The following is a 22,947-nucleotide window of genomic DNA, read 5'->3' on the forward strand; positions in this document are numbered from 1 at the left end:
ACATTGATTCGAGGCAATCTTGCGGTCTTCGGCACCATCCGAGGCGCATCTGCGGACGTTCCTTTGGAGCGGACGAAAGCAGCTGCAGGAATGGGCGACGCCCATTCTGGTGGTCCTGGGTCCCGTGCTGGTCGTTGTCACGTTCGTGGCGCTCGGCCTGCGGGGGGAGGGGGCGGCCGCCACGGCTCTGCGCGCGGTGCTGCTGGCCGATCTCGTCTATATCCTCGCCATTGCCGCGCTGGTGGTGCATCGCGTCACCGGCATGGTTGCCGCGCGCCGTGCGCGTTCGGCCGGGTCGCAGCTGCATTTGCGGCTCACCGGCATCTTCACCGGCATGGCTCTGATCCCGACGGTCCTGGTCGCGGTCTTCGCCACCATCACGATCAATATGGGGCTGGAGGGATGGTTCTCGGACCGCGTTCGCGACGCGCTCGGCAACTCTGTCGCCGCCGCAGAGGCCTATGCACAGGAACATCGCGATGACCTTATCGAGGATGCGCGCGCGCTCGCGGGCTTTCTGAACGCCGCGAAGCGACAGACTTTCTTCCTCGACGATGGAGACCTGCGGCAGCTGTTAGGCCAGGGGCAGGACCTCGTGCAGCGCGGCCTGCAAGAGGCTTTCGTCATCGATGGCGCGGGCGAGATCCGTGCCCGGGGCGACCGCTCCTACCTCTTCGATTTCGAGCAGGTGACACCCGACGCGCTGGCCCACGCCGAGGCGGGCGAAGTCGTGCTCATGGAAGACAAGACAATCAATGAGTTCCGGGCCCTTCTTCGTCTAGCGGCCTACCCGGATCGCTATCTCTACGTCACCCGCGCCGTCGACGGGGAGATCCTGGCGCTGCTCGACGAAACGCAAGCGACGGCGCAGCTTTACCGGCAGTTGGAGGAAGATCGCGGGCGGCTGCTGTTCGAGTTCGGGCTGCTCTATCTCGGCTTCGCGCTGATCCTGATCCTGGCGGCGACCTGGGCGGGCCTGTGGATCGCCGAGCGCCTCTCGCGGCCCGTGGGTCAACTGGCCGGGGCGGCGCAGCGTGTGGGCCAAGGGGATCTCAACGTGCGCGTCGCCGAGGAGGAAGGCGAGGACGAGATCGCCATGCTCGGCCGTATCTTCAACCAGATGACGCGGCAGCTGAAGGGGCAGCGCGACGCGCTGATCGACACCAATCAGCAGACGGAACAGCGTCGGCGCCTGTTCGACAGCGTTCTCAGCTCCGTCACGGCGGGCGTGATCGGGCTGGATGCCGAGGGTCGGATCGACTTCACCAACCGCTCGGCCCAGCGGCTGCTCCATTTCGACGGGGCAGCGCAATACGGCCTTTTGCTAAGCCAGTCCGTGCCCGAATTCGCGCCCTTGCTCGACAAGCTGCGCGCCGGGCGAGCCAACACCGTGCAGGAGGAACTGCCGCTCGTGCGCGAGGGTAAGCTCGAAACCCTGCTGGTCCGTATCGCAACCCGGACCGGCACGGATGGCGCGCTGGAGGGCTATGTGGTGGCCTTCGACGACGTGACGGACCTCGTCAGCGCGCAGCGCATGGCGGCCTGGGGCGATGTCGCCCGACGCATCGCCCATGAGATCAAGAACCCGCTCACGCCGATCCAGCTCTCGGCGGAGCGCCTGAAGCGCCGGTTCGGGCGGGAATTGGAGGCCGAGAGCGCCGCGAAGCTGGGTGAGTTGACCGACGTGATCGTGCGGCAAACCAATGACTTGCGGCGCATCGTTGACGAGTTCAGCAAATTCGCTCGTATGCCCGAGCCCGAACGCCGGCGCGCCGATATCGCCCAACTCGCGCGCGATACGGTGACGCTGCAACGCGCGGCGCTCGATCCGATCATGATCGAAGCGGACATTCCGGACACTAAGATCTTGGCCGAGGTCGACGAGACGCTGCTGGGGCAGGCCTTTACGAACTTGGTGAAGAACGCCGGGGAAGCCATTGAATCCAGAGGCGACGGTGACTTCGAGCGCATCATCCGCGTGACCCTGACTCAGGCGGATGGCGTGGCCGAACTGCGCATTGCGGATACGGGTATCGGGCTGCCGGAAAACCGCGCACGCCTGTTCGAGCCCTATGTCACCACGCGGGAAAAGGGGACGGGCCTCGGCCTACCTATCGTCAAGAAGATCGTGGAAGAGCACGGCGGAACATTGGAACTGCGCGACGCTCCCGCCGGGGCGGACGGGCATAAAGGCGCGGAGGCGGTGCTCCGCCTGCCGCTTATCGAGGAGGTACAATAATAATGAGCGACATTCTGATCACGGACGACGAGTCCGACATCCGGAGCCTGATCTCGGACATCCTTGAGGACGAGGGCTATAGCTGCCGGACCGCTGGCACGTCCGAGGAATGCATGCAGGCCATCGAGGACGAGGCCCCCGGGCTGATGATCCTCGATATCTGGCTCAAGGACAGCGACATGGACGGGATCGACATTCTGAAATCCGTCCGCCGCTCCCACCCGGATGTGCCGATCATCATCATCTCGGGCCACGGCAACATCGAAATCGCAGTCGCCGCGATCAAACAGGGGGCCTACGACTATATCGAAAAGCCCTTCAACATCGACCAGCTCATGGTCGTTGTCAGCCGTGCGATGGAGACCTCGCGCCTTCGGCACGAGAACAGCCAGCTGCGCCGCAAGGACGCCGTGGCGGCCGAGATGATCGGTCAATCCGCGGCCTATAAGACCCTGACATCGCAGTTGAAGAAGGTGATGAACTCCAATGGCCGCGTGATGCTGACCGGGCCTGCCGGCTCTGGCAAGGAGGTCGCGGCGCGCTACGTACACGCCCATTCAAACCGCGCAAACGGCCCCTTCGTCACCGTCTCCTCGGCCAGCATCGAACCCGAGCGGATGGAGGCCGTCCTCTTTGGCAGCGAGAGTGCCGAGAAGGGTATCGAGCCCGGCTTGTTGGAGCAGGCGCATGAAGGGGTGATCTATTTCGACGAGGTCGCGGACATGCCGCTCGGCACCCAGTCCAAGATCCTTCGCGTGCTGGTCGAACAGGCCTTCCAGCGCGTCGGCGGCAGTGAAAAGGTCAAGGTGGATTTGCGGGTGATCTCTTCGACCAATCGCGACCTCCAGGCCGAGATCCGGGCCGGCCGCTTCCGCGAAGAGCTGTTCCACCGGCTCAACGTCGTTCCGATCGCCGTGCCCTCGCTGGAGGACCGGCGCGACGACATTCCGGTCCTGGCCGACCACTTCATCCAGGTGCTCAACAAGACCCAAGGTCTGCCTCTGCGCGAATTGTCCGACGAAACGAGCGCTTTGCTTCAGACGATGCGCTGGCCCGGGAATGTCAGACAATTGCGGAACGTCATCGAGCGCGTGCTGATCCTGGGCGACGGGACCGGCCCGATCGAGCCTTCCGAGTTGCCCAACCCCAGCGACAGCAATGGCGACGGCAACGAGATGACGCTCAGCGGCAGCCTCGCCTCGCTGCCGCTGCGCGAGGCGCGGGAGCTGTTCGAGCGGCAATATCTGATGACGCAGATCAACCGGTTCGGCGGCAACATCTCCCGCACGGCGTCCTTCGTCGGGATGGAGCGATCGGCCCTGCATCGCAAGCTGAAGTCGCTCGGCGTGGTGACCTCGGCGCGCGGCGGCTCTCGGATCGCGCGGGTGGACGAGAACGCCGCTTAGCTCACTTCGGACGAGGATTGATCCGTGCCGCGCGGCTCCAAAAGGCCGCGCAGCACGTCGTCGCGGCGGATTGCGCCCACGGGCGCGCCGTCGCGGGTGACGGCCACGGGGCCGGGCGCCTGGATCAGCTGGCGCATGACCTCTTCGAGCGGCGCGTCGTGGGGCAGGGTGGCGACCGCCTCGATCGGCGCGCCCATCACATCCTCGGCCCGCAACACGCCCAGCGGGTTCATGTTCGAGACGAAATCGGCCACATAGGCATTGGCCGGCGCGGCGATGATGTCCTGCGGGGTGCCGCATTGGACGATCCGGCCACCCTCCATGATGGCGATGCGGTTGCCGATCTTGAACGCTTCGTCCAGGTCGTGGCTGACGAAGATGATCGTGCGTTTGAGCTTGGCCTGAAGCTCCAGCAACTCATCCTGAAGCCGGCTGCGAATCAGCGGGTCGAGCGCGCTGAAAGGTTCGTCCATCAGAAGGATCGGCGCCTGGGTGACGAAGGCCCGCGCGAGGCCCACGCGTTGCTGCATCCCGCCGGACAGCTCGCCCACAAGCGCGTCGGCCCGATCGCTGAGACCGACCAGCTCCAGCTGCTCGTCGACCTGGGCGCGGGCTTCGCTGGCCTTCATTCCCGCCAATTCCAGCGGCAGGACGACATTGTCGCGGACGCTGCGCCAGGGCAGCAAGCCGAACTGTTGGAACACCATCGCGATCCGGCTTTGTCGCAGGGATCGCAACGTCTTGGCATCGGCATGGGTCACGGACACCATCCCGCTGCCATCGTTCACCAGCACTTCGCCCCGCACCACCGGGTTCAGTCCGTTGACCGCACGCAAGAGCGTCGACTTGCCGGAGCCCGAAAGCCCCATCAGCACGAGGATCTCGCCTTCTTCAACCTCCAGCGTGCAATCGTGGACGCCGAGCACTTGACCGGTCGCGGCATTGATCTCCGCCCGTTCCCGGCCCTCATCCATGAGCGGCAAGGCCCGCTCGGGATGGTCGCCGAAAACGATGGAGACCGCGTCGAACCGAACGGCTGTCATTTGTCACTCCCCCGGCCGAGCATCCGGTCCAGCATGATCGCGACCACGACGATGACGAAGCCGCTTTCGAAGCCCAGCGCCGTGTTGACCTGATTGAGCGCCCGCACGACCGGCACGCCCAGCCCATCCGCGCCGACCAGCGCGGCGATGACCACCATCGAGAGCGACAGCATGATCGTTTGCGTCAGCCCGACCATGATCTGCGGCAACGCATAGGGCAGTTCGACCTTCCAGAGCACTTGGTTCGGCCGCGCACCGAAAGCGCGCGCGGCTTCCAGCAGCGGTGTCGGGGTAGATGAGACGCCCAGATAGGTCAGGCGAATCGGCGCGGGCAGCACGAAGATCACCGTCGCGATCAGGCCCGGCACCATGCCGATGCCGAAAAACACGATGGCCGGGATGAGATAGACGAAAGTCGGCAGCGTCTGCATCAGGTCGAGCACCGGCCGCATCGCCGCGTAGAGCCGGGGCCGATGCGCCGCCGCGATCCCGATCGGCACGCCGACCGCCATACATACGAGACAAGCCGACAGTACCAGGGTGAGGCTCTCGGTCGTCTCCTCCCAGTAGCCCTGGTTGAGAATGAACAGGAAGCCAAGTGCGATCAGCAGGCAGGTCTTCCAGTTCCGCCGCAGCACCCAGGTCAGCGCGACGAAAGCGGCGACGACGATCAGCGGATGCGGCGTTTGCAGCACCCAAAGGATCGCGTCGATCATCGCCTCCATGCCCACCGAGAGCGCATCGAAGGCCCAGTAGAAATTGTCCTGGAGCCAGTCGAAGACGTCGGCGGCGAGACGGCCGACCGGCAGCTTATGATCCGTGAGCCACTCGAGCATGGGGGCGGGGGCGCGAGCGCCCCCTCCTCAACTTACTGGAGCGCGGCGGAGACGGCCTCCATCGCGTCGCCCCCATCGAGGGTCGTCACCCCCTCCAGCCAGTTGTCGAGCGCCGACATATTGCCCTGAAGCCAGGCTTTGGCGGCCTCCTCCGGGTCGGCGCCGTCATTGAGGATCGCGCCCATGATCTGGTTCTCCATCGAGAGAGAGAAGACCATGTTTTGAAGCAGTTGGCCGACATTCGGGCATTCCTCGACATAGCCCGCGCGGGTGTTGGTGAACACCGTCGCCCCGCCCAGGTTGGGCCCGAAGAAATCGTCGCCGCCCTCCAGATAGGTGAGGTCGAAATTGGCGTTCATCGGATGCGGCTCCCAGCCGAGGAAGACGATGGGCTGGTCCCGGCGGGTCAGCCGTTCGACCTGGGCCAGCATCCCTTGCTCGGAACTCTCGACGACTTCGAAATCCGAAAGACCGAAGGCGTTCTGGTCGATCATCGACTGGATCAGCCGGTTGCCGTCATTGCCCGGCTCGATGCCGTAGATCTTGCCATCGAGCGCGTCGACATGCGCCTCGATATCGGCGAAGGAGGCGATCCCGAGGGCATTGGCGGCTTCGTTCACGGCGAGCGTGTATTTCGCACCTTCCAGGTTCGCGACCACGGTGTCGACGGTCCCGGCCTCCCGGTAGGGGGCGATGTCGCCTTCCATCGTGGGCATCCAGTTGCCGAGGAAGACGTCGATATCCCCATTGGCCATCGACGTGTAGGTCACGGGCACCGAGAGCACCTTCACATCCGTCTCATAGCCCAGCGCGTCCAGTACGACCGAGGCCGTGGCGGTGGTCGCGGTGATATCCGTCCAGCCGACATCGGCGAAGGTCACGGTCTCGCACGCGGCCTGGGCGGCGCCGGTGGTGATCGCGAGGATCGAGGCGGTAAGGGTCAGCTTGGTCATTCGATGCTCTCCGTGCGGTCTTGACGTTTTTTAGACCGCATGCGCCGGAGGGGCGCAAGCAACAAGGCAGCCGGGCCGCCGTATCGCGGGCCGGGTGCGGGGGCGAACCCCGCCCTACGAGGCATCGCGCACGGGCTTCGGCGCCGGCACGCCCTTCTTGAGGCACCGCTTCAGATAGGCCGCGCGCCAGTGCCGGTAGCGGCCCATCAGCGCCTGTTGCGCAAAGACGAGAGCGACGAACGCGGCCCCTTCCTTCGGTCCCGCCTTGACGGCCTTCTTCGCCATCTTCTTCTGGACCTTGGTCATCGAACACCCGATGCAATGGGTGCCCGCCGGCCCGGTCCGCTTGAATTTGCACACACCGATGCAGGGGGAGGGTGTCTTCGTCATGATCCTGAGTTAAACGCTCAGGTAGTTGAAGGGAAGCGCGACCGACGGTCGCCGCGTCCCTACCGCCTGCAAGGAGCCCGCCGCGTGACCGATTTCGCGTCCGCCCGCCACATAGACCGCACGCCGCGCAGGCTGGCCATTCCGGCGATGATCGTGGCAGGGGCCTGCCTCTTGCCGATGGTCGCCGTGGTGATCGCGGCCTTTCTCGGCGATCTCGAAACCGTGGCGCAGCTCGCGCGGACGGTGCTGCCGCGCTATGTCGGGGCCACGCTCGCCCTCGTCGCGCTGGTCGGGCTGGGCGCGGCGATGATCGGGACGGGAGCGGCGTGGCTCGTCGTGGCCTGCGACTTCCCGGGGCGCCGCTGGCTGGAGGTGGCGCTGGTGATCCCGCTGGCCTTCCCGGCCTATGTGCTGGCCTACGCCTACACCCATGTGCTGGACTTTCCGGGGCCGGTGCAGACGTTGCTGCGCGACCTGACCGGCTGGGGCCCGCGCGACTACTGGTTCCCTGAGATCCGGTCCTTGGGCGGCGCGGCCTTCGTGATGACGCTGGCGCTCTATCCCTATGTCTATCTCTTGGCGCGGGCTGCGTTTCAGCTGACCGGGCGGGGGCCGTTCGAGGTGGCGCGGAGCCTCGGCTCGGGACCCTGGGCGGCCTTTGTCCGGGTCTCGGCCCCGATGGCGCGGCCCGCGATCTTTGCCGGCACGCTGCTGGTGGCGATGGAGGTGATCGCCGATTACGGGACGGTGGCCTTCTTCGGCGTTCAGACTTTCGCGACCGGGATCTATACCTCCTGGTTCGTGCTGGCCGACCGGGCGGCGGCGGCGCAATTGGCGTTGGGGCTTTTGGCCTTCGCGCTGTTTCTGGCGCTGCTGGACCGCTGGACCCGGGCGGGCGCGCGCTATGCGCCGCGGACACGGTTCGAGAGCGGGCGCGCGGGGCTGAGCGGCTGGAGCGCGGCCGCCGCGAGCCTAGCCTGCGCGCTGCCGGTGCTGTTCGGCGCGGCGCTCCCGGCCCTGGCGCTCGCGGTGATGGCGACCGGGTCCGAACAGTCCGTCCTGAGCGGGCGCTATCTGGGATTTCTGACGAACACGGTGACGCTGGCCGGGATCGCGGCGGTCGTCACCGTCTTGGCGGCGGTCGTGCTGGGCACCTATGCGCGGATGAGTCCCAGCCGGCGCTCCGAGGGCGCCCTCGCCCTCGGCCGGTTGGGCTATGCCGTGCCGGGGGGCGTGATCGCGGTCGGGCTGCTGGTGCCGTTCGGCGCGTTTGACAACGCGGTCGACGCTTTCATGGAGGCGAATTTCGGGATCGATACAGGCCTTCTGATCACCGGGTCGATCTGGCTACTCGTCGGCGCGTACATGGTCCGTTTTCTAGCAGCGGCCATCGGCGCCTATGAGAGCGGGTTGTCCACCGTCACGCATAATGTCGACGCGGCCGCTCGGGTTCTCGGGGCGGGGCTTTGGGGCACGGTGGCGCGGGTCCATCTGCCCGTGCTGCGCCCGGCGGTGGGGACGGCAGCGCTGATCGTCTTCGTGGACGTGTCCAAGGAACTGCCCGCGACGCTGATCCTGCGGCCCTTCAATTTCGATACGCTGGCGGTGCAGGCCCATCGCCTCGCCTCGGACGAGCGGCTGTCGGGCGCGGCGGTGCCGTCGCTGATGCTCGCCGCCCTGGGGTTGATCCCAGTGATCTTGCTGATGCGACGAATGCGCCGGAGCGGTGTGGGAGGGGGCGGCGGGCTGTAGCCTGGGCGGCATCACCACGGCCGCCCTCGAACTCGCCCAACTGGCGGTGACGGGCTGGGCCTTGCCGCGGATCGCTCTCTCGCCTCAATCCAAACGAAAAAGGGCGCCGCAGCGCGACGCCCTTCGAAATCCGCGATCAGATCGCGCGATTATTCCCAACCGGCATTTGTCAGCACGCGGTTCGCCGCCTGGATGTTTTCGGCGATGGTCGACAGGTCGATCACATCGGGGCGGAAGATGCCCAGTTGCGCGACCGAATCCGACAGCGCCACGCCCGGAACGGCAGGATACTCGTCATTGCCGGCCGAGAAATACTCCTGCGCCTGCTCCGAGGCGAGGTATTCCAGGAAGGCCACCGCGTTGTCGCGGTTCGGCGCATGGGTCGCGACGCCGCCGCCCGAGATGTTCATATGCGCGCCGATATCGTTCTGGTTGGGGAAGACCCAGCCGATGCCCTCCAGCTCTTCTGCGCCCAGCCCGTCCACATCGCGCCGCAGCGCGCGGGCGAAATAATAGGTGTTCGACATCGCGATGTCGCACTCGCCCGAGGCGAGGCCGCGCAGCTGATCGGTATCGCCGCCCTGCGGGTCGCGGGCGAAATTGCCGACCACGGCGGTGGCCCAATCCTGGATCGCCTCTTCGCCGAGATGCGCGATCAGGGCGGCGACGATGTTCTGCGTATAGACGTTGGTCGCGGAGCGGATGCAGATCATGCCCTCATAGGCGGGGTCGGCGAGATCCTGGTAGGTGGCCGGCGGGTTGGCGACGTCCTCCTTGTCGTAGAAGAGGATGCGCGCCCGCTGGGAGAAGCCGAACCACTGGTTGTCATCGTCCTGGAGATAGGCGGGGATGGCGGCCTCCAGAACCTCGGACTCGACGGGCTGGAGCAGGCCCAGATCCTTAGCGCGGGTCAGGCGCACGGTGTCGACGGTCAGGAAGACATCCGCCGGGGAGTTCGCGCCCTCGGCCTCCATCCGCGCGATCAGCTCATCGGCATTGCCCTCGATCCGGTTGATCTTGATGCCGGTCATCTCCTCGAAATCGGAGTAGAGCCGCTCATCGGTGTCGTAGTGGCGCGACGAATAGAGGTTGAGCTCGCCATTGGCAAAAGCGGGCAACGCGACGGTCGCGGCGAGGGCGGCGAGAAGGGATCGGGTCATAGCAGTGTCTCCCTGATGAATATCCGACTGTTCTTGTCAGTCATGGCTGAAATACCGTCACGGCTCGAAAAGGCAACCAAAATTGTCGGATTTTTTCACGAGAGGCTAACAGTCCGTTTCGACGTGGAAATCCCGCCGTCGGGTGGTCTATGGGGGGCCCGGTCACGCGCGAGAGAAGGCGGGTCCGCGCCAATGCGCGGCCAATCCTTGTCGATCTGGTCGAGGAGGCGCCGCGCCGGCCGCCCCTCCGGGCTTCACCGACGCCGCAGCAGCCAGACGAAGAACGCGCCGCCGATCAGGCCGGTGACGATGCCGATCGGGATGTCCTCGGGCGCCATGGCCGTGCGGGCGAGGATGTCGGCCCAGACCAGGAAGATCGCGCCGACCAGGGCTGCGCCTGGCAGGACACGCGCGTAGTCTCCGCCCAGAACCAGCCGGACGATATGCGGCACCATCAGGCCGACGAAGCCGATGATACCGGAGAATGCGACCATGCAGCCGGTCAGCGCCGCGCCCACGACAAAGACCGAAAGGCGGAATCGGGCGACCGGGATGCCCAGGGTGGACGCCATCTCGTCGCCCACGGTCATCGCGTTCAGCCGCCCGGCATGGGCCATCAGCCAGGCTCCGCAGGCGGCGAGCAGTGCGGCAGGATAGAGCAGCTGGTCCCATTGCGCGAGGCCCAGCCCGCCCAGCATCCAGAACACCACCGTGTGGGTCGCCCGGGGATCACCCAGGAAGATCAGCACGTTGGCGCAGGACATGACGACGAAGCTGACGGCCACCCCCGCCAGCACCAGCCGGTCGGCCGAGGTCGCGCGCGCGAAGGATGTCACCGCAAGCACCAGGAGCGTCGCCCCCAGCGCCCCCGCGAAGGCCATCAACGGCACCGTCATCAGGCCCAGGAAGAGCCCGGTATGGAGCAACGCCAGGATCGCTCCGAAGGCGCCGCCCGCCGAGATCCCTAGAAGGTGCGGGTCCGCCAGAGGGTTGCGTGTGACCGATTGCAGCGACGCGCCCACCAGGGCCAGCCCGGCACCCACCATCGCGGCCAGCAGGGCGCGGGGCAGGCGGACCTCCCAGACGATGGCGGCATGGCCGCGCGGCCAATCGGCAAGGTGCAGACCGGGGAGCGTCCGCTCCGCGATCACGCCCCAGACGGTCGCCAGCGGCACCGTGACCGCCCCCACGCTGACGGCCACGGAGAGCGACAGCACCAGCGCCACCAGACCCGCCCCAAAGAGCGGAAGGGCGATGCGCGTCCGGACGCGGGCGGGAGCGGCGGCGTCGGTCATTCGGCGCGGAACGCCTCGGCCAGCGTCTTCACGGCGCCGATATTGCGCGGGCCCGGCGTCGCCTCGACATAGTCCAGCGTCACGAAGCGGGCGTTCCGGACGGCCGAGATGTCGGCGAAGGCGGGGTTCTCCATCAGGAAGGCGCGCTTCTGCTCGGCGGTGACGTCGCCGTAATTAACGATGAGGACGATTTCGGGGTCTGCCTCGATCACGGCCTCCCAGCCGACCGTGGCCCAGGATTTCTCGAACCCGTCCATCACGTTCTTGCCGCCCGCGGCTTCGATCAGCGCGGTGGGCATGGCGTAGCGGCCGGCCGTGAAGGGCGTGTCCTCTCCGGAATCGTAGACGAAGACGCGAGGCGCCCGGTCGAGCGGCGGCAGCTCGGCGCGCATCGCCTCCAGCGTGGCGCGGTAGCCTGCGACGAGTTCTTCCGCCCGTTCGGAGACGCCGAAGATGGTGCCGAGGGCCAACAGGTCGGCATACATGTCCTCCATGCTGGCCTTGCCCGTCTCCATGATATGCGCGCAGCTCTCAGTCAGCTCATAGACCGGGATGTCGAAGGCGGCGAGCGTCTCGGGCGTGACCTCGCCGCCGACCTTCATGCCGTAGTTCCAGCCCGCGAAGAAGAAATCCGTGCCCGCGCCCAAGAGCACCTCTTTCGAGGGGTATTTCGCGGAGAGCTCGGGAAGCTGGGCGACGCCCGCGCGCATCTCGGTGTCGAGCTTGTTCCAGCCTGAAATGCCCGTGTAGCCGACCATGTGGTCGGTCAGGCCCAGGACCAGCATCATTTCCGTCAGGTTGATGTCGTTGGAAACGGCGGCCTGGGGTGCGGCGCCAAAGGTGACCTCGCGGTCACATGACTGAACGGTCACAGGATAGGCTAGGGCAGGGGGGCCCAGGGTCAGAAGAAGGGGGAAGATCAGGCGCATGGTCGTCCTTGGCCGTGTCTAGAGATGAAAGGTCAGATGCGCCGCGCCCGAGGGCGTCAGCGTCTGGCGTTGCACGCGCACATGGAAGGCGCGGGCGATCAGGTCTTCGGTCAGCACCTCCGCCGGAACGCCCTGCGCGAGGCACCGGCCCCGTGCCAGCACCAGCACTCGGTCGGCCAGATCGGCGGCGAGGTTGATGTCGTGCAGGCTGGTGACGACGGTCAGGCCGAGTGTGCGGACCAGGGCCAGCACCTCCAGCTGATGACGGATGTCCAGATGATTGGTCGGCTCGTCGAGGATCAGCAATCGCGGCTCCTGCGCCAGGGCGCGGGCCACCATGACCCGTTGCCGTTCCCCGCCGGACAGGGTGCCGATGCGCCGGTCGGCCAGCCGACTCAGATCCAGCCGTGCGAGAGCGGTGGCGACGATGCGTTCGTCCCGAAGCCCAGGACGGGCGAGGCCGGACCGGTGCGGCGCACGGCCAAGGGTCACGATCTCGCGCACGGTGAGCGCGAAGTCGCTCGGCTGCTCCTGCAGGACGACGGCGACGCTGCGCGCGACCTCCCGCGCTTCCATCTCCCAAATGTCCTGACCATCGACCAACACGCGCCCCGAAGCGGGCCGCAGGTAGCGGTAAAGGAGCCGCAGAAGCGTCGATTTCCCCGCGCCGTTCGGCCCCACGATGCCAAGCACCTGACCGGGCGTCACGTCCAGCGACACATCCTCCAGAACGGGATGGCCGCGGCGCGGGGCCCAGGTTAGCCCCTCGGCGCGGAGCGCGGCCGGCGTCACTGCACGGCCCGCGCTTCAGTCGCCAGCACCATCGCCGGAATCCGGGCCAGCGTGCCGGTCCGCAGCTTGCCGGGCCGGACCGTGGCCGCGCACCAGCCGTCCTCCAGCCCACGATATTGCTGCGCAAAGGCGACGAGATCGCAGATATCCTCCTCCGGGGCGATGTCTCCGAAGAGATAAGTCGCCTTCGCATCGGCGTGGTAAGCGATAGTGCAAGGCCGGTCGCAGCCCGCCATGCAGGCCACGCCGGAGATCTCGAATTCCTCCGCGACGGCCCCAGCAGCGTCGAGCGCCGCGCGCAGACGGGCGATCAGTTCGAGGCCGGGTCGGCACTCGGTTCCCTTGTGCCGGCACGAGGTGCAGACGCTAATTCGATGGCGTGTCCGGTTCATGTCGCCCTCCGCGATGTGCGGGGGCGGTCAAAGGCGATGCGGCGGGGCATTGGCCCATATCGGTCATCGTGGCCTCCTTCCCGGACAACCCCGCCCGGTCTGGTTCAAGTCACGATGGCAGGTCTCCTGACTTGCGGGTCTCCGCTTCCCCGCGCCTTCCCGCACCGCTTGGGTCCAGTGGCACAGACGGGGTCGCTCTCCGCTCACAGTTGCGGGGGCAGTCACGGATTTGGCGCCTGATGGCTACACCGCACCGTGTTCCCTTTTCATCCCTTGGCCGTGGTGAGCCTCAGAAACCATCTTAGAGAAAACCTTCGCCCAGTCTGCCGGGGCGGTCAAGGCGAAGTCGGACGGCGTCCGGCGCACCGAGGGGATGGCTCCCTGGGGCGCTTACGCGTCCCCGGCGGCCTGGCGCGCCGCAAACGCCCGCAGCAAGGGCACGCGCTGCGGTCTGAAACTGGCGCCCGTCGCCTCCGCGCGCTCGATCCGTGGGACGTGGAAGCGCCGCCAGTCCTGCCGCAGGGTGCACCACGCCAGAAGCATCAGCGTCCGGTCCGAGTAGCTGAGGCCCAGGGGCCAGACCTCCCGGCGGGTTCGCCGCTCGGCCAAGTCCCGATAGCTGAGGTCGAGGACAAGTTCCTCCCAGCAGGCGCGGCGCAGGAGAGACATATCGACGGCGATTGCAAGCGGGTCGCGCGGCGGGCGGAAGCTGCGCAGGACGGTGTGCAGGGCTTGGCGCGATTGCCGGTCGGGCAGGGTCGCGATGATCCGCGCAAGGGCGGTCTGGCCCGCCTGCTCCAGTGCGTCGTCCCCGGTCTGGCTCAATTCGCCCACGGCAAGCACAAGGGCTTCGATTTCAAGCCGCGAAAAGCTCTGCGGGGGCAAGGCGGGGTCTTCGATCAGGCGATAGCCGACCCCCGCCTCCCCATCGATCAGCGCACCGCCAGCCCGCAAGGTGGCGATGTCGCGGTAAAGCTGGCGCTTCGACACATCGGTTTCGGCCGCAAGCCGCGCGGCCGTGACCGGCGCGGGCAGGCGGCGGAGCGCATCCATAAGACGCAGGAGTCGGTCGGCGCGGGCCATGCTGACGGAATATGGCAGTAGGGCGCGGGTAAGACGAGGCATCACACGCACCGAAAGGATCTTGGCATGCTGACCCTGTTCCACGCCCCGCGCTCCCGCGCGACCACCATTCTCGTGCTGATCGAGGAGATGGGGATCGGCGACCGCATCGAATTGGTCGAGGTCTTGGTCCGGCGGGCCGACGGCTCCGGCGGCCCGGATCCCCGCAACCCGCATCCCGAAGGCAAGGTGCCCTATCTGACCGATGGCGCCGATCATCTGCGGGAGCGGGGCGCGATCGTCGTCTATCTCACGGATCTGTTCCCCGAAGCGGGACTGGGCCGCCCGGTCGGGCATCCCCAGCGCGGCGCGTTCCTGAGCTGGCTGTTCTACTACCAGGGCGTGATGGAGCCGGTTCTGGTGCTTGAGGGCGCCGGCCTGCGGCACCCGCTGCTGGAGGCGACTTTCCGGGATCTGCAAGCGGTGATCGCCACCCTGGAGACCGCGTTGGAGCAGGGGGCCTTCTTGCTGGGCGATGCCTATTCCGCCGCTGACCTGCTTTTGTCGAGCCCGTTTCAATGGATCCCGGACGCCCTGTCAGACAGCCCGCGTCTACGTGACTGGATCGCGCGCTGCGCCGATCGCCCGGCGATGCGGGCGGTCCTGGCGCGCGAGCAGGCCTGAAGCGCCGGGGGGCGGCAGGGGTCTCGGGCGCGATCCGCCGGGTTCGCCCCCTGAGCTGGGGCACGGTCCCGCGCGCCGCGCTCCGGGGCGCGCGGATCGCCCCGTGGTCTCCAGGTAAGGGCATGCGGACCATCCCCGGCGGGTCAGCGGCACGTGTTCGACGATAAGCCGCTAGGCCTCGAACCGGCGGCTCCGGTCGTGGAAGGGGGCGGCGGGTTCCGGTCAGATTGGGCGGGCGTGGCCCGGTCAGGCCGGCTTGCGGGCAACCAGGAAGGTTGCGGCGCGCGTGTCTGGGCGGAAGCGGCGCTCGATTTCGAAGCCATGCGCCTTGAGCGCGCCGACCAATTCGGCCTCGGTGAAGAACCCCAGCGCCGGCGGGAAGAGCCCAGCAGCCCGTGCCAGAGGCGCGACGAGCCGAAGCCAGGGCGCGACCTCGGACAGACAGGGCGTGGACGAGACGAAAACGCCCCCCGGCCGCAGCCAGCGATGGGCCGCCGCGATCGCCGCGTCCCGCCGCTCCAGCAGATGCAGCAGCGAATGCGCCATCACCATGTCCTGACTTCCCTCCGCGACAGCCAGATCCTCGAAGGCGGCGACCTCGAAGCTCAGCTTCTCGGGGTCGATATCCCGGGCCTTGTCCCGGGCGATCTCGATCATCGCGGCGGAGACATCGGCGGCGCGGATGCGGTCCGCATGGGGCGCGAGCGTCAGCGCGGTCGAGCCCGTCCCGCAGCCGATCTCGACCACTTGCGAGCCGGGTCTGTCGCGCAGCAAGTCGGACATCATGTCGAGCTTCATCGCATAGGCGGCGGGATCCTCGACCGGCCTGGCCGCGTAGCGCGCCGCCATCCGATCCCAAAACCCGGCGGCTGGATGGGCGCTTGCCCGAGAGGCGTCCGATGGGGGGCGGGAGGGGAAGGCGGCGGGCATCCGAGGGCTCCTTGGGTCGTGCGCTGTCGATGGATACCGTCATATCGCGCCTGGTGCGTCGCCGAAATTCAACAGCCGTGTCGAGCAGCTATGCATCCGTGCATGGACTGGGGGCTTCGCGCTTGATTTCCTGGTCAAGGACAACAGAGCAGGAAGTCCTGCGCGATCCAAGGTGACGGCAGGCGCGTGGGCTGCGCCTCGCCCCGTCCGGCAACTGGACCGCCCCGGCAGGCGCGTTGCCGGGTACTGTCTGTCGCAGCGCTTAACCGCCACGCTCCGCTCGGCCGAGACCGTGGCGCCGGGATGGGGGCGGCGGGTGATCCGGCTCGACGCGGCAGTGGACGTGGTTCGGTTCGAGGGCCTCAGCAACTTTCGGAAGCAAATGACCGGCGTGGTCCGGGCAGACGGTTTCTCGCAGGACTGGACCTCAGCGCGGCGCCGTGAGTGAGGCGCCGCGCCGGGCGGTCCGCGCGGCTCAGGCGTCCTCGCCGATCACCGCCGAGACGAGGCGGCCCGCGCCGGACGCGTCGGCCAGGGCGATAGGTGCGTCGCCCCGCGCGGCGCGGCGGGCGGCCACCATACGGCCCCGGGTCAGCGCGATATCGGCGACGCGGGCCGCCTCGTCGGCCTGCATCGCATAGACTCCGTCCGCATCCGCCAGGATCGCGTCGCCCGGCAGCACCGGGACGCCGCCGACCGAAACGGGCACCTGCGCGCGCCCGCCCAGATCGGCCATCCGCGTCGTCATCGGCGAGACGCCCCGGCACCAGACCGGGAAGCCCAGCTCCGCCAGTTCTTCGCCATCGGTGCAAGGCCCGTCGATGATCGCGCCGATGATCCCCTGGCGCATGGCCGCCGCCGCGACTCCGTCGCCCAGGCAGGCATGGCGCGTGTCGCCCAGCCGGTCGATGACCAGGATGTCGCCGGGCTGGGCCAGACCCACCGCGTAATGCAGCATCACCGAGCACGGTCCCGGGATCTGCACCGTCAGCGCCCGGCCCGCGATGCGCGGCCCGAAGCCCTTGTTCACGCGGATGCCCGTATCCATCGCCCCCCAATAGAGGATGTGGCCCAGCATCGTCGTTTCGCATTGCTTGAGCGTCTCGATCAGCGCGGGGTCCAGCGGCGGCGGGGCGTCGCCGATGACGTATTTCTTGGGGGCGGGCAGGGGCTTGGTCATCTCTCGCTCCGAAGGGTGGGGTCGAGCCGGTCGCGCAGCCAGTCGCCAATCATCGAGACCGACAGCGCGAGGCAGAAGATGATCGCGCCGGGCAAGAGCGTCAGCCACCAGGCAGTCATGAGCCGGTCGCGGCCTTCGGACATGATCTGGCCCAGGCTCGTCAGCGGCGGCTGCACGCCGAGGCCCAGGAAGGACAGCGCGGTCTCCAGAAGGATCGTCAGCGGCAGGTTCACGGTGAACTGCACCAGCGCGATGTTGAGGATATTGGGCAGGACGTGGCGCAGGTAGATGCGCGCGGGCGAGGCGCCCAGAGCGCGGATCGCGGTGACATAGCCGCTCTCTTTGGCCTGAAGCGTCGCGCCGCGCATCAGGCGGGCATAGACCTCCCACCCGTTCAGGCCGACGAGCAGCAGGAACAGGGTGAAGGAATTGTCGAACATCGCCAGCATGAAGAGCGCCACGATGATGATCGGCAGCGAGGCCTGCACGTCGATGGCCGCGACGATGACGGCCTCGGTCTTGCCACGACGCGCGGCGGCCAGGATGCCAAGGAGCGAGCCCAGGATCGCGCCGATCAGCGTGCCGACAATGGCGACGACCAGGGTGATCTGCGCGCCGGTCACCAGCCGCGCCAGCAGGTCGCGGCCCCGGGCGTCGGTGCCCAGCGGATAGCCCTCGGTCCCCGGCGGCTTGAGCCGGTCGAAGAGCGACGTGTCGCGGAAGCCATGCGGTGTCAGCGCGTGGCCGAACAGCGCGAAGAGCACGAAGAGCGCGACGAACCCCATCGCGAGCTTGACGCTGAGCGGGATCGCAGGGCGGGCGCGGGCGGCGGTCACATCGGTCATGACGCGCGGATCCTCGGGTCGATGAGAAGGTAGAGGAAGTCAACCAGCAGGTTCGCCAGAACCATGGTGAAGGCAACGACCAGCACCAGGAACTGCACCTGCGCAAGATCGCGTGTCGCGACCGAGCGGACCAGCAACTGACCCACGCCGGGCCAGGCGAAGACCTGCTCGGTCACGACCGAGCCGGCTACCAGCGCGCCCAGCGACAGCCCGATCAGCGTGACCAGCGGGATCGCCGCGTTGGGTGCCGCATGGCGGATCAGGCGTAGGCGGAAGGGCACGCCCCGGGCTTCGGCGGCGCGCATGTAAGGCGCGTTGATCGTCTCCAGTACCGAGGACCGGGTGAAGCGCGCGAAGCTGCCCATGGCGGCCAGGCCCAGTGTCAGCGCGGGCCAGAGGACACTGGCGCTGTCGCCGCCGAGGAAGGTGCCGAAGACGAGGGCGGCGATCAGGATCATCAGGAGGCCGAACAGAAAGTTCGGCATGGCGAATGCGAAGACCGAGAAGGCCATGACGAAGCGATCCAGCGCGCTGCCCCGCCGGATGGCGGCGATGGCGCCCACGGGAATGCCGATGGCGATCGCCATGGCGAGCGCGGTCAGGCCCAGTTCCAGCGTGTGGGGCAGGCGGGCGAGGAAGACCTCCTCGACGGCCAGTCCCGTATGGATCGAAAAGCCGAAATCGCCCTGCAACAGACCGCCGACATAGCCCGTGTATTGCACCCAGATCGGCTGATCGAGGCCCATGGCGCGGGCATATTGGTCGATGACCTCCTGCGGCGCGTCGGGCGGCACGAGGGCCGCCGCCGGGTCGCCGGAGAAGCGGATGAACAGGAAGACCAGCGTCACCGTGATGAGCAGCGTGGCCACGGCGCGGATCAGGCGGGAGAGGATATAGCCGATCATGCGGCGTCTCCTTTCGCGAACATGTCGAGCCCTGGCGCGGCGGCGAGCAGATCCGCGGTATAGGGATGGGCCGGGCTGGCGAAGACCTGAGCGGCAGGGCCGCGCTCCACGATCTCGCCCCGGCGCATAACCAGGATGTCGTCGGCGATGGCGCGAGCCACGGCGAGGTCATGGGTGATGAACAGGATCGCGAAGCCGAAGCGCTTTTGCATATCCGCGAACAGGTCCAGGATCTGCGCCTGGATCGAGACGTCGAGGGCCGAAACGGCCTCGTCCGCGATCAGCAGGTCGGGTTTCAGCGCCAGAGCCCGGGCGATGCAGATGCGTTGGCGCTGCCCGCCCGAGAATTCCTGCGGGTAGCGTCCGCCCGCTTGGGCGGGCAGGCCGACCAGTTCCAGAAGTTCGGCGGCCTGGGCATGGGCCTCGACTTTGGGGGTGCCGTGGATGATCGGGCCTTCGGCGATGGCCGCGCGGATCGTCTGGCGCGGGTCAAGCGCCGAATACGGATCCTGCAACACGACCTGGAGCGATTTGCGCAGGTGTTGCAGGGGCTTGCCGGTCAATTTGCTGATCTCTTCGCCCTTGAACCGGATCGAGCCGCTGTCGATCTCCTCCAGCCGCAGCAGGCAGCGCGCGAGGGAGCTCTTGCCCGAGCCGCTTTCGCCCACAACGGCGACGGTGCGTCCGGCCTCGATCCGGAGCGACGCGCCCTTGACGGCGTGGAGCGCTTTGCGTCCGCCGAAAAGGCCGCCGCGATAGGTCAGGTCGATATCGGTTGCCTCCAGGATCGTGTCGGTGCCGCCCGTCTCGCGTTCGCGCGGGGCGGGGGTGACGGCGGCGATCAGCTTCTTGGTGTAAGGATGCTGGGGCGCGTGGAGCACGGCGGCGGCGCGGCCGGTCTCGACCTGCACGCCTTTCTCCATGACGACGACCCGGTCGGCGATTTCGGCCACGACCCCGAAATCATGGGTCACGAACAGAACGGAGAGCCCATGCTCGGCCTTAAGCCGGGCAATCAAGGCCAGGATCTCGGCCTGGGTGGTCACGTCGAGCGCGGTGGTCGGCTCGTCCGCGATCAGCAGCTTGGGTTCCAGCAGCAGGGCCCCCGCGATGACGGCGCGCTGCGCCTGGCCGCCCGATAGCTGGTGCGGGTAGGATTTGGCGATGCGCTCCGGCTCGGGCAGGGCGACGGCGCGCAGCACGTCCAGCACGCGCGCCTTGCGGTCGCGCTTGGGCACGCCATGGACCTCCAGCACCTCGGCCAATTGCGCGCCGATGGTGCGGACGGGGTTCAGGCTGGCCGCCGCGTCCTGAAAGATCATCGCCACCTGCGCGGAGCGGATCGCGCCATAGGCCGGGTCGCGCTGCGGGGGCAGGGGGGCGTCGTCCAGATGGACCTCGCCGGACAGCACCGGCAGGGCATGGGGCAGCATCCCAAGGATCGCCTGCCCGATCACCGATTTGCCGGAGCCGCTCTCGCCCACGAGGCAGACGGTTTCGCCCGGGGCGATGTCGAAGGAGACCTCCGACACCGCTTCGGGCCGGTCGCCATCGGCCGGCAGACCCACCGTCAGCCCACGGATGGAAAGGAGCGGCGCCGGAGCGCCGCTCAGGTTCTCAGCCATCGCCGCCGCCGACATAGAGGTGGTCGAAGATCGTCACGGCGGAGTTGCCCGGATCCCAGTCGAGATCATCGCTGATCGCGTAGCTGACGACATTGCGCCACATATACATGCCGGGCGTCACGTCCTCCCACTCGGCCACGAGGTCGAGATAGGCCTGCTTGCGGGCCTCGAATTCCAGCGTCTGCTCGAATTTCTCGCCCAGGGCGACGAAATCCTCGGTCATGTCCCAGGTCTTGTGCGCGGCGCGGAAGCGGCTGGATTGCGGGCCCCAATCCATCCAGAGCGGACGGTAGGGATCGCCGGAGAACTCGCTCGACATCGACATGTTGAGCAGGTGGAACGGCCGCTGATAGGCCAGCGAGAAGTTGTCCTTCAGCTCGATCTTCACGTTGATGCCCAGATCGGCCCATTGCTCGACCATGAACTCGGCGGCGATCTCGTAATTCGGATAGAAGCCGCGCGTGATGTGCCAGATCAGCTCCTCGCCCGCGTAGTCGCTGGCCTCCAGATAAGCGGCGGCGGCCTCGGGGTCGTAGGGCACGGCCCGCTCCCGGTCGGCGTCGTAATAGGGGCCATATTCCGGGAAGTTGAACGGTGTCGGCACGAAGGTCGCGTCGCCCCAGATCGCCGCCGTGATCGCCTCGCGGTCGACGCCCGCGACCATGGCCTTGCGCAGGTTGACGTCGGTCAGCGGATTGTCGGGCAGCGCCTCGGTTTCCAGCATGTTGAAGGCGAACATCGGATAGTTCTCGATGCCCTTCTCCATGACGGTGACGCCGGGCGTGCCGTCCAGCGCATCGACCTGGTCGGCGGGAACGGAGACGACGACGTCGTATTCCCCGGCGACGAGCCCGGCGAAGCGGGTGGAGAATTCCGGCACGATCTCGAAGCTGAGCGAGGCGGCGGGCGGCTCACCGGCCCAGTAATCCTCGAAGGCCACGGCCTCGACGCCCACGGAGGGGTCGAAGGAGGTCATGCGGTACGGTCCGGTGCCCATGGGCATCTGACCGAAGGCCTCGGTCCCGACCTCTTCGTAATAATGCTTGGGCAGCACGAAGCCGATCGGCGTCACCATCCGGAAGGGCAGGTTCGGGTCGGGGAAGCTGGTCTCCACCTCGATGGTCAGCGGGCCGGTCGCCTCGACCCGGGTGAAGCCACGGGTATAGCGGGTGCCGCGCGGCGCCAGCGGCTCTTCGCCCCAGAGGCGCTCGGCCGAGAGCGAGAAGGCCACGTCCTCGGCATCCATGATGTGCCCGTCATGGAAGGGCACGCCGTCGCGCAACGTGAACTCCCAGACGGTGGGCGACAGCTGCTTCCAGCTTTCGGCGAGCCAGGGGACAAGCTCCGTCCCGTCGGGGTCTTCCCAGCGATTGCGGCGCACCAGCGTGTCGAAGATGTTGGAATGGACGCGCGCGCCGGTCGTCGAGATGCCGATGACCGGGTCCATGGTGGGCCACAGATTGTCGACCGCGATCACCAGGTCCGGCTTGTCCTGCGCCAGAGCGGGCAGGGCGACGGACCCGGCGAGCAGGGCGCTGGCCGTGAGGATACGTAGGCTCATGAGAAGGCTCCCGTTGGTGTTTTCTGTTGGGTCGTCGGGGCGTTGGCGCCCTCTGGCACGCGGAGAAAGTCGTAGTCGCGCGCGTTTTTCAGGTTGGGGATCTGACGCCGGGCCGACTCGACGGCGTTGAGCGGCAGGTCCAGCGTGATCTGTCCGGGCGCCTCGCCGCCGAGATCGGCCATCACCTCGCCCCAGGGCGAGACGATCAGCGAGTGGCCCCAGGTCACGCGCCCATCGGCATGGTTGCCGACCTGAGCGGCCGCGACGACATAAGAGCCCGTCTCGATGGCCCGGGCCCGCAGCAGCACCTCCCAATGGGCGCGGCCTGTGGGCACGGTGAAGGCGGAGGGCGCGAACAGCACATTCGCCCCGGCCAGGGCGTAGTCGCGGTAGAGATGCGGAAAGCGGAGATCGTAGCAGATCGTCATCCCCAGCGGACCGAAGGGCGTATCGGCCAGGACAGCGGTCTCGCCCGGCGCATAGCGGCTCGACTCGCCGGTGGCGGGGCGGCCCTCCAAGAAGACGTCGAAGAGGTGGATCTTGTCGTAGCGGGCGACGATCTCGCCCGAGGGATCGACCAGCACGGTGTGGTTCAGATAGCGCCCGTCGGGCGATTTGATCGGGCAGGAGCCGGAGTGGATCCAAAGGCCGCGCGCGGCGGCTTCCTCACGGCAAGCGGCGATGTAGGGGTCCTGATCCTCGGTTGTGATCTGTGCGCGGGCGTGGTCCTTGTTGCGGTCCATCAGGCCCGCCGCCTCGGGCATGGCCAGCATCGTGGCGCCGTCCTCGGCGGCGAAGGCGGCGGCGGCGCGCAGTTCATCGACATTTACGGCATGAGTGTTGTGCGAGGTCGTCTGGACCATCGACACCCGGAGCACGTCCGTCATGGCATCCCCTCTTTCGCAATTGCGGCATGAATAAGGGGTGGAGATGGACAGGAAAAAGCACAAAAACCTTGTGATGCGTTA

22 protein-coding genes and 1 riboswitch are annotated in these 22,947 nt (G+C 67.4%); of the genes, 5 read left to right on the plus strand and 17 right to left on the minus strand.

Features of this window, described 5'->3' with window-relative positions; all coding sequences use genetic code 11:
• Window positions 1-49 precede the first annotated feature (49 nt).
• Together DTQ71_RS17345 and ntrX are read left to right on the plus strand one after the other, a co-directional pair.
• Entirely contained in the window at window positions 50-2,239 is a 2,190-nt protein-coding gene (locus DTQ71_RS17345) for a sensor histidine kinase NtrY-like (RefSeq protein WP_407066413.1), read from the plus strand.
• A gap of 2 nt (window positions 2,240-2,241) precedes the next feature.
• Window positions 2,242-3,645: a nitrogen assimilation response regulator NtrX gene (ntrX, locus tag DTQ71_RS17350; protein ID WP_109565564.1), complete on the plus strand. Its 1,404-nt coding sequence runs from the start codon at window positions 2,242-2,244 to the stop codon at window positions 3,643-3,645.
• On the opposite strand, the gene choV is transcribed toward ntrX, so the two are convergent.
• The 4 genes from choV to DTQ71_RS17370 all read right to left on the minus strand — a co-directional run bounded on the left by choV (window position 3,642) and on the right by DTQ71_RS17370 (window position 6,783).
• On the minus strand, window positions 3,642-4,688 hold the full coding sequence (gene choV / locus DTQ71_RS17355; RefSeq protein WP_109565565.1) for a choline ABC transporter ATP-binding protein: 1,047 nt from the start codon (window positions 4,686-4,688) through the stop codon (window positions 3,642-3,644). The two genes, ntrX and choV, sit on opposite strands and share 4 nt — an antisense overlap.
• Entirely contained in the window at window positions 4,685-5,524 is an 840-nt protein-coding gene (gene choW, locus DTQ71_RS17360; protein WP_109565566.1) for a choline ABC transporter permease subunit, read from the minus strand. Before choW ends, choV begins: the two co-directional genes overlap by 4 nt.
• A 32-nt stretch (window positions 5,525-5,556) precedes the next feature.
• Window positions 5,557-6,477, minus strand: coding sequence for a choline ABC transporter substrate-binding protein (locus tag DTQ71_RS17365; RefSeq protein WP_109565567.1), 921 nt, complete (start codon window positions 6,475-6,477; stop codon window positions 5,557-5,559).
• A 114-nt stretch (window positions 6,478-6,591) separates the two neighbouring features.
• Window positions 6,592-6,783 carry a hypothetical protein gene (locus DTQ71_RS17370; protein WP_342768137.1) on the minus strand — a complete coding sequence of 64 codons (192 nt, stop codon included), beginning with the start codon at window positions 6,781-6,783 and terminating at the stop codon, window positions 6,592-6,594.
• Between the two features lie 231 nt (window positions 6,784-7,014).
• Here DTQ71_RS17370 and DTQ71_RS17375 point away from each other — a divergent pair, with 231 nt between their 5' ends.
• Window positions 7,015-8,619, plus strand: coding sequence for an ABC transporter permease (locus tag DTQ71_RS17375; RefSeq protein ID WP_109565597.1), 1,605 nt, complete (start codon window positions 7,015-7,017; stop codon window positions 8,617-8,619).
• Window positions 8,620-8,768: 149 nt separating this feature from the next.
• On the opposite strand, the gene DTQ71_RS17380 is transcribed toward DTQ71_RS17375, so the two are convergent.
• The 6 genes from DTQ71_RS17380 to DTQ71_RS17405 form a co-directional block, all read right to left on the minus strand.
• On the minus strand, window positions 8,769-9,779 hold the full coding sequence (locus DTQ71_RS17380; protein WP_109565569.1) for an extracellular solute-binding protein: 1,011 nt from the start codon (window positions 9,777-9,779) through the stop codon (window positions 8,769-8,771).
• Between the two features lie 254 nt (window positions 9,780-10,033).
• Window positions 10,034-11,074, minus strand: a complete 1,041-nt coding sequence (locus DTQ71_RS17385; RefSeq protein WP_109565570.1) for a FecCD family ABC transporter permease — start codon at window positions 11,072-11,074, stop codon at window positions 10,034-10,036.
• Window positions 11,071-12,003, minus strand: coding sequence for an ABC transporter substrate-binding protein (locus DTQ71_RS17390; RefSeq protein WP_109565571.1), 933 nt, complete (start codon window positions 12,001-12,003; stop codon window positions 11,071-11,073). Before DTQ71_RS17390 ends, DTQ71_RS17385 begins: the two co-directional genes overlap by 4 nt.
• Window positions 12,004-12,021: 18 nt before the next feature.
• Window positions 12,022-12,795: an ABC transporter ATP-binding protein gene (locus DTQ71_RS17395; RefSeq protein ID WP_109565572.1), complete on the minus strand. Its 774-nt coding sequence runs from the start codon at window positions 12,793-12,795 to the stop codon at window positions 12,022-12,024.
• Window positions 12,792-13,187, minus strand: coding sequence for a DUF1636 family protein (locus tag DTQ71_RS17400; RefSeq protein WP_109565573.1), 396 nt, complete (start codon window positions 13,185-13,187; stop codon window positions 12,792-12,794). Before DTQ71_RS17400 ends, DTQ71_RS17395 begins: the two co-directional genes overlap by 4 nt.
• 99 nt (window positions 13,188-13,286) lie before the next feature.
• A riboswitch (cobalamin riboswitch) is annotated at window positions 13,287-13,503 on the minus strand.
• Window positions 13,504-13,577: 74 nt separating this feature from the next.
• On the minus strand, window positions 13,578-14,270 hold the full coding sequence (locus DTQ71_RS17405) for a helix-turn-helix transcriptional regulator (RefSeq protein ID WP_109565574.1): 693 nt from the start codon (window positions 14,268-14,270) through the stop codon (window positions 13,578-13,580).
• Between the two features lie 66 nt (window positions 14,271-14,336).
• Between DTQ71_RS17405 and DTQ71_RS17410 the strand changes: the two genes are divergently transcribed.
• Window positions 14,337-14,933: a glutathione S-transferase family protein gene (locus DTQ71_RS17410; protein WP_109565575.1), complete on the plus strand. Its 597-nt coding sequence runs from the start codon at window positions 14,337-14,339 to the stop codon at window positions 14,931-14,933.
• 246 nt (window positions 14,934-15,179) lie between these two features.
• Here the strand turns inward: DTQ71_RS17410 and DTQ71_RS17415 are convergent, their stop codons facing one another.
• Window positions 15,180-15,782: a class I SAM-dependent methyltransferase gene (locus DTQ71_RS17415; RefSeq protein WP_170125479.1), complete on the minus strand. Its 603-nt coding sequence runs from the start codon at window positions 15,780-15,782 to the stop codon at window positions 15,180-15,182.
• A 253-nt stretch (window positions 15,783-16,035) separates the two neighbouring features.
• On the opposite strand from DTQ71_RS17415, the gene DTQ71_RS24955 reads away from it, so the two are divergent.
• Window positions 16,036-16,311, plus strand: a complete 276-nt coding sequence (locus DTQ71_RS24955) for a glyoxalase superfamily protein (protein WP_407066412.1) — start codon at window positions 16,036-16,038, stop codon at window positions 16,309-16,311.
• 27 nt (window positions 16,312-16,338) lie between these two features.
• On the opposite strand, the gene DTQ71_RS17420 is transcribed toward DTQ71_RS24955, so the two are convergent.
• Genes DTQ71_RS17420 through DTQ71_RS17445 form a run of 6 tightly spaced genes read right to left on the minus strand, consistent with a single transcriptional unit; the run spans window position 16,339 to window position 22,866 of the window.
• The gene (locus tag DTQ71_RS17420) at window positions 16,339-17,043 is read right to left on the minus strand and encodes an RraA family protein (protein ID WP_109565577.1); all 705 of its coding nucleotides are present in this window, start codon (window positions 17,041-17,043) and stop codon (window positions 16,339-16,341) included.
• Window positions 17,040-17,888, minus strand: a complete 849-nt coding sequence (locus tag DTQ71_RS17425; RefSeq protein ID WP_109565578.1) for an ABC transporter permease — start codon at window positions 17,886-17,888, stop codon at window positions 17,040-17,042. The genes DTQ71_RS17420 and DTQ71_RS17425 overlap by 4 nt, the downstream gene beginning before the upstream one ends.
• A complete protein-coding gene (locus tag DTQ71_RS17430; protein WP_109565579.1) occupies window positions 17,885-18,793 on the minus strand; it encodes an ABC transporter permease in 909 nt (302 codons plus the stop codon). Before DTQ71_RS17430 ends, DTQ71_RS17425 begins: the two co-directional genes overlap by 4 nt.
• The gene (locus DTQ71_RS17435; RefSeq protein ID WP_109565598.1) at window positions 18,790-20,418 is read right to left on the minus strand and encodes a dipeptide ABC transporter ATP-binding protein; all 1,629 of its coding nucleotides are present in this window, start codon (window positions 20,416-20,418) and stop codon (window positions 18,790-18,792) included. Before DTQ71_RS17435 ends, DTQ71_RS17430 begins: the two co-directional genes overlap by 4 nt.
• Entirely contained in the window at window positions 20,411-21,979 is a 1,569-nt protein-coding gene (locus DTQ71_RS17440; RefSeq protein ID WP_109565580.1) for an ABC transporter substrate-binding protein, read from the minus strand. The genes DTQ71_RS17435 and DTQ71_RS17440 overlap by 8 nt, the downstream gene beginning before the upstream one ends.
• Entirely contained in the window at window positions 21,976-22,866 is an 891-nt protein-coding gene (locus DTQ71_RS17445; protein ID WP_109565581.1) for a carbon-nitrogen hydrolase family protein, read from the minus strand. The genes DTQ71_RS17440 and DTQ71_RS17445 overlap by 4 nt, the downstream gene beginning before the upstream one ends.
• Window positions 22,867-22,947 lie beyond the last annotated feature (81 nt).

The organism is Jannaschia seohaensis (assembly GCF_900116765.1).
In the GTDB taxonomy this organism is placed as follows: Bacteria; Pseudomonadota; Alphaproteobacteria; order Rhodobacterales; family Rhodobacteraceae; genus Jannaschia; species Jannaschia seohaensis.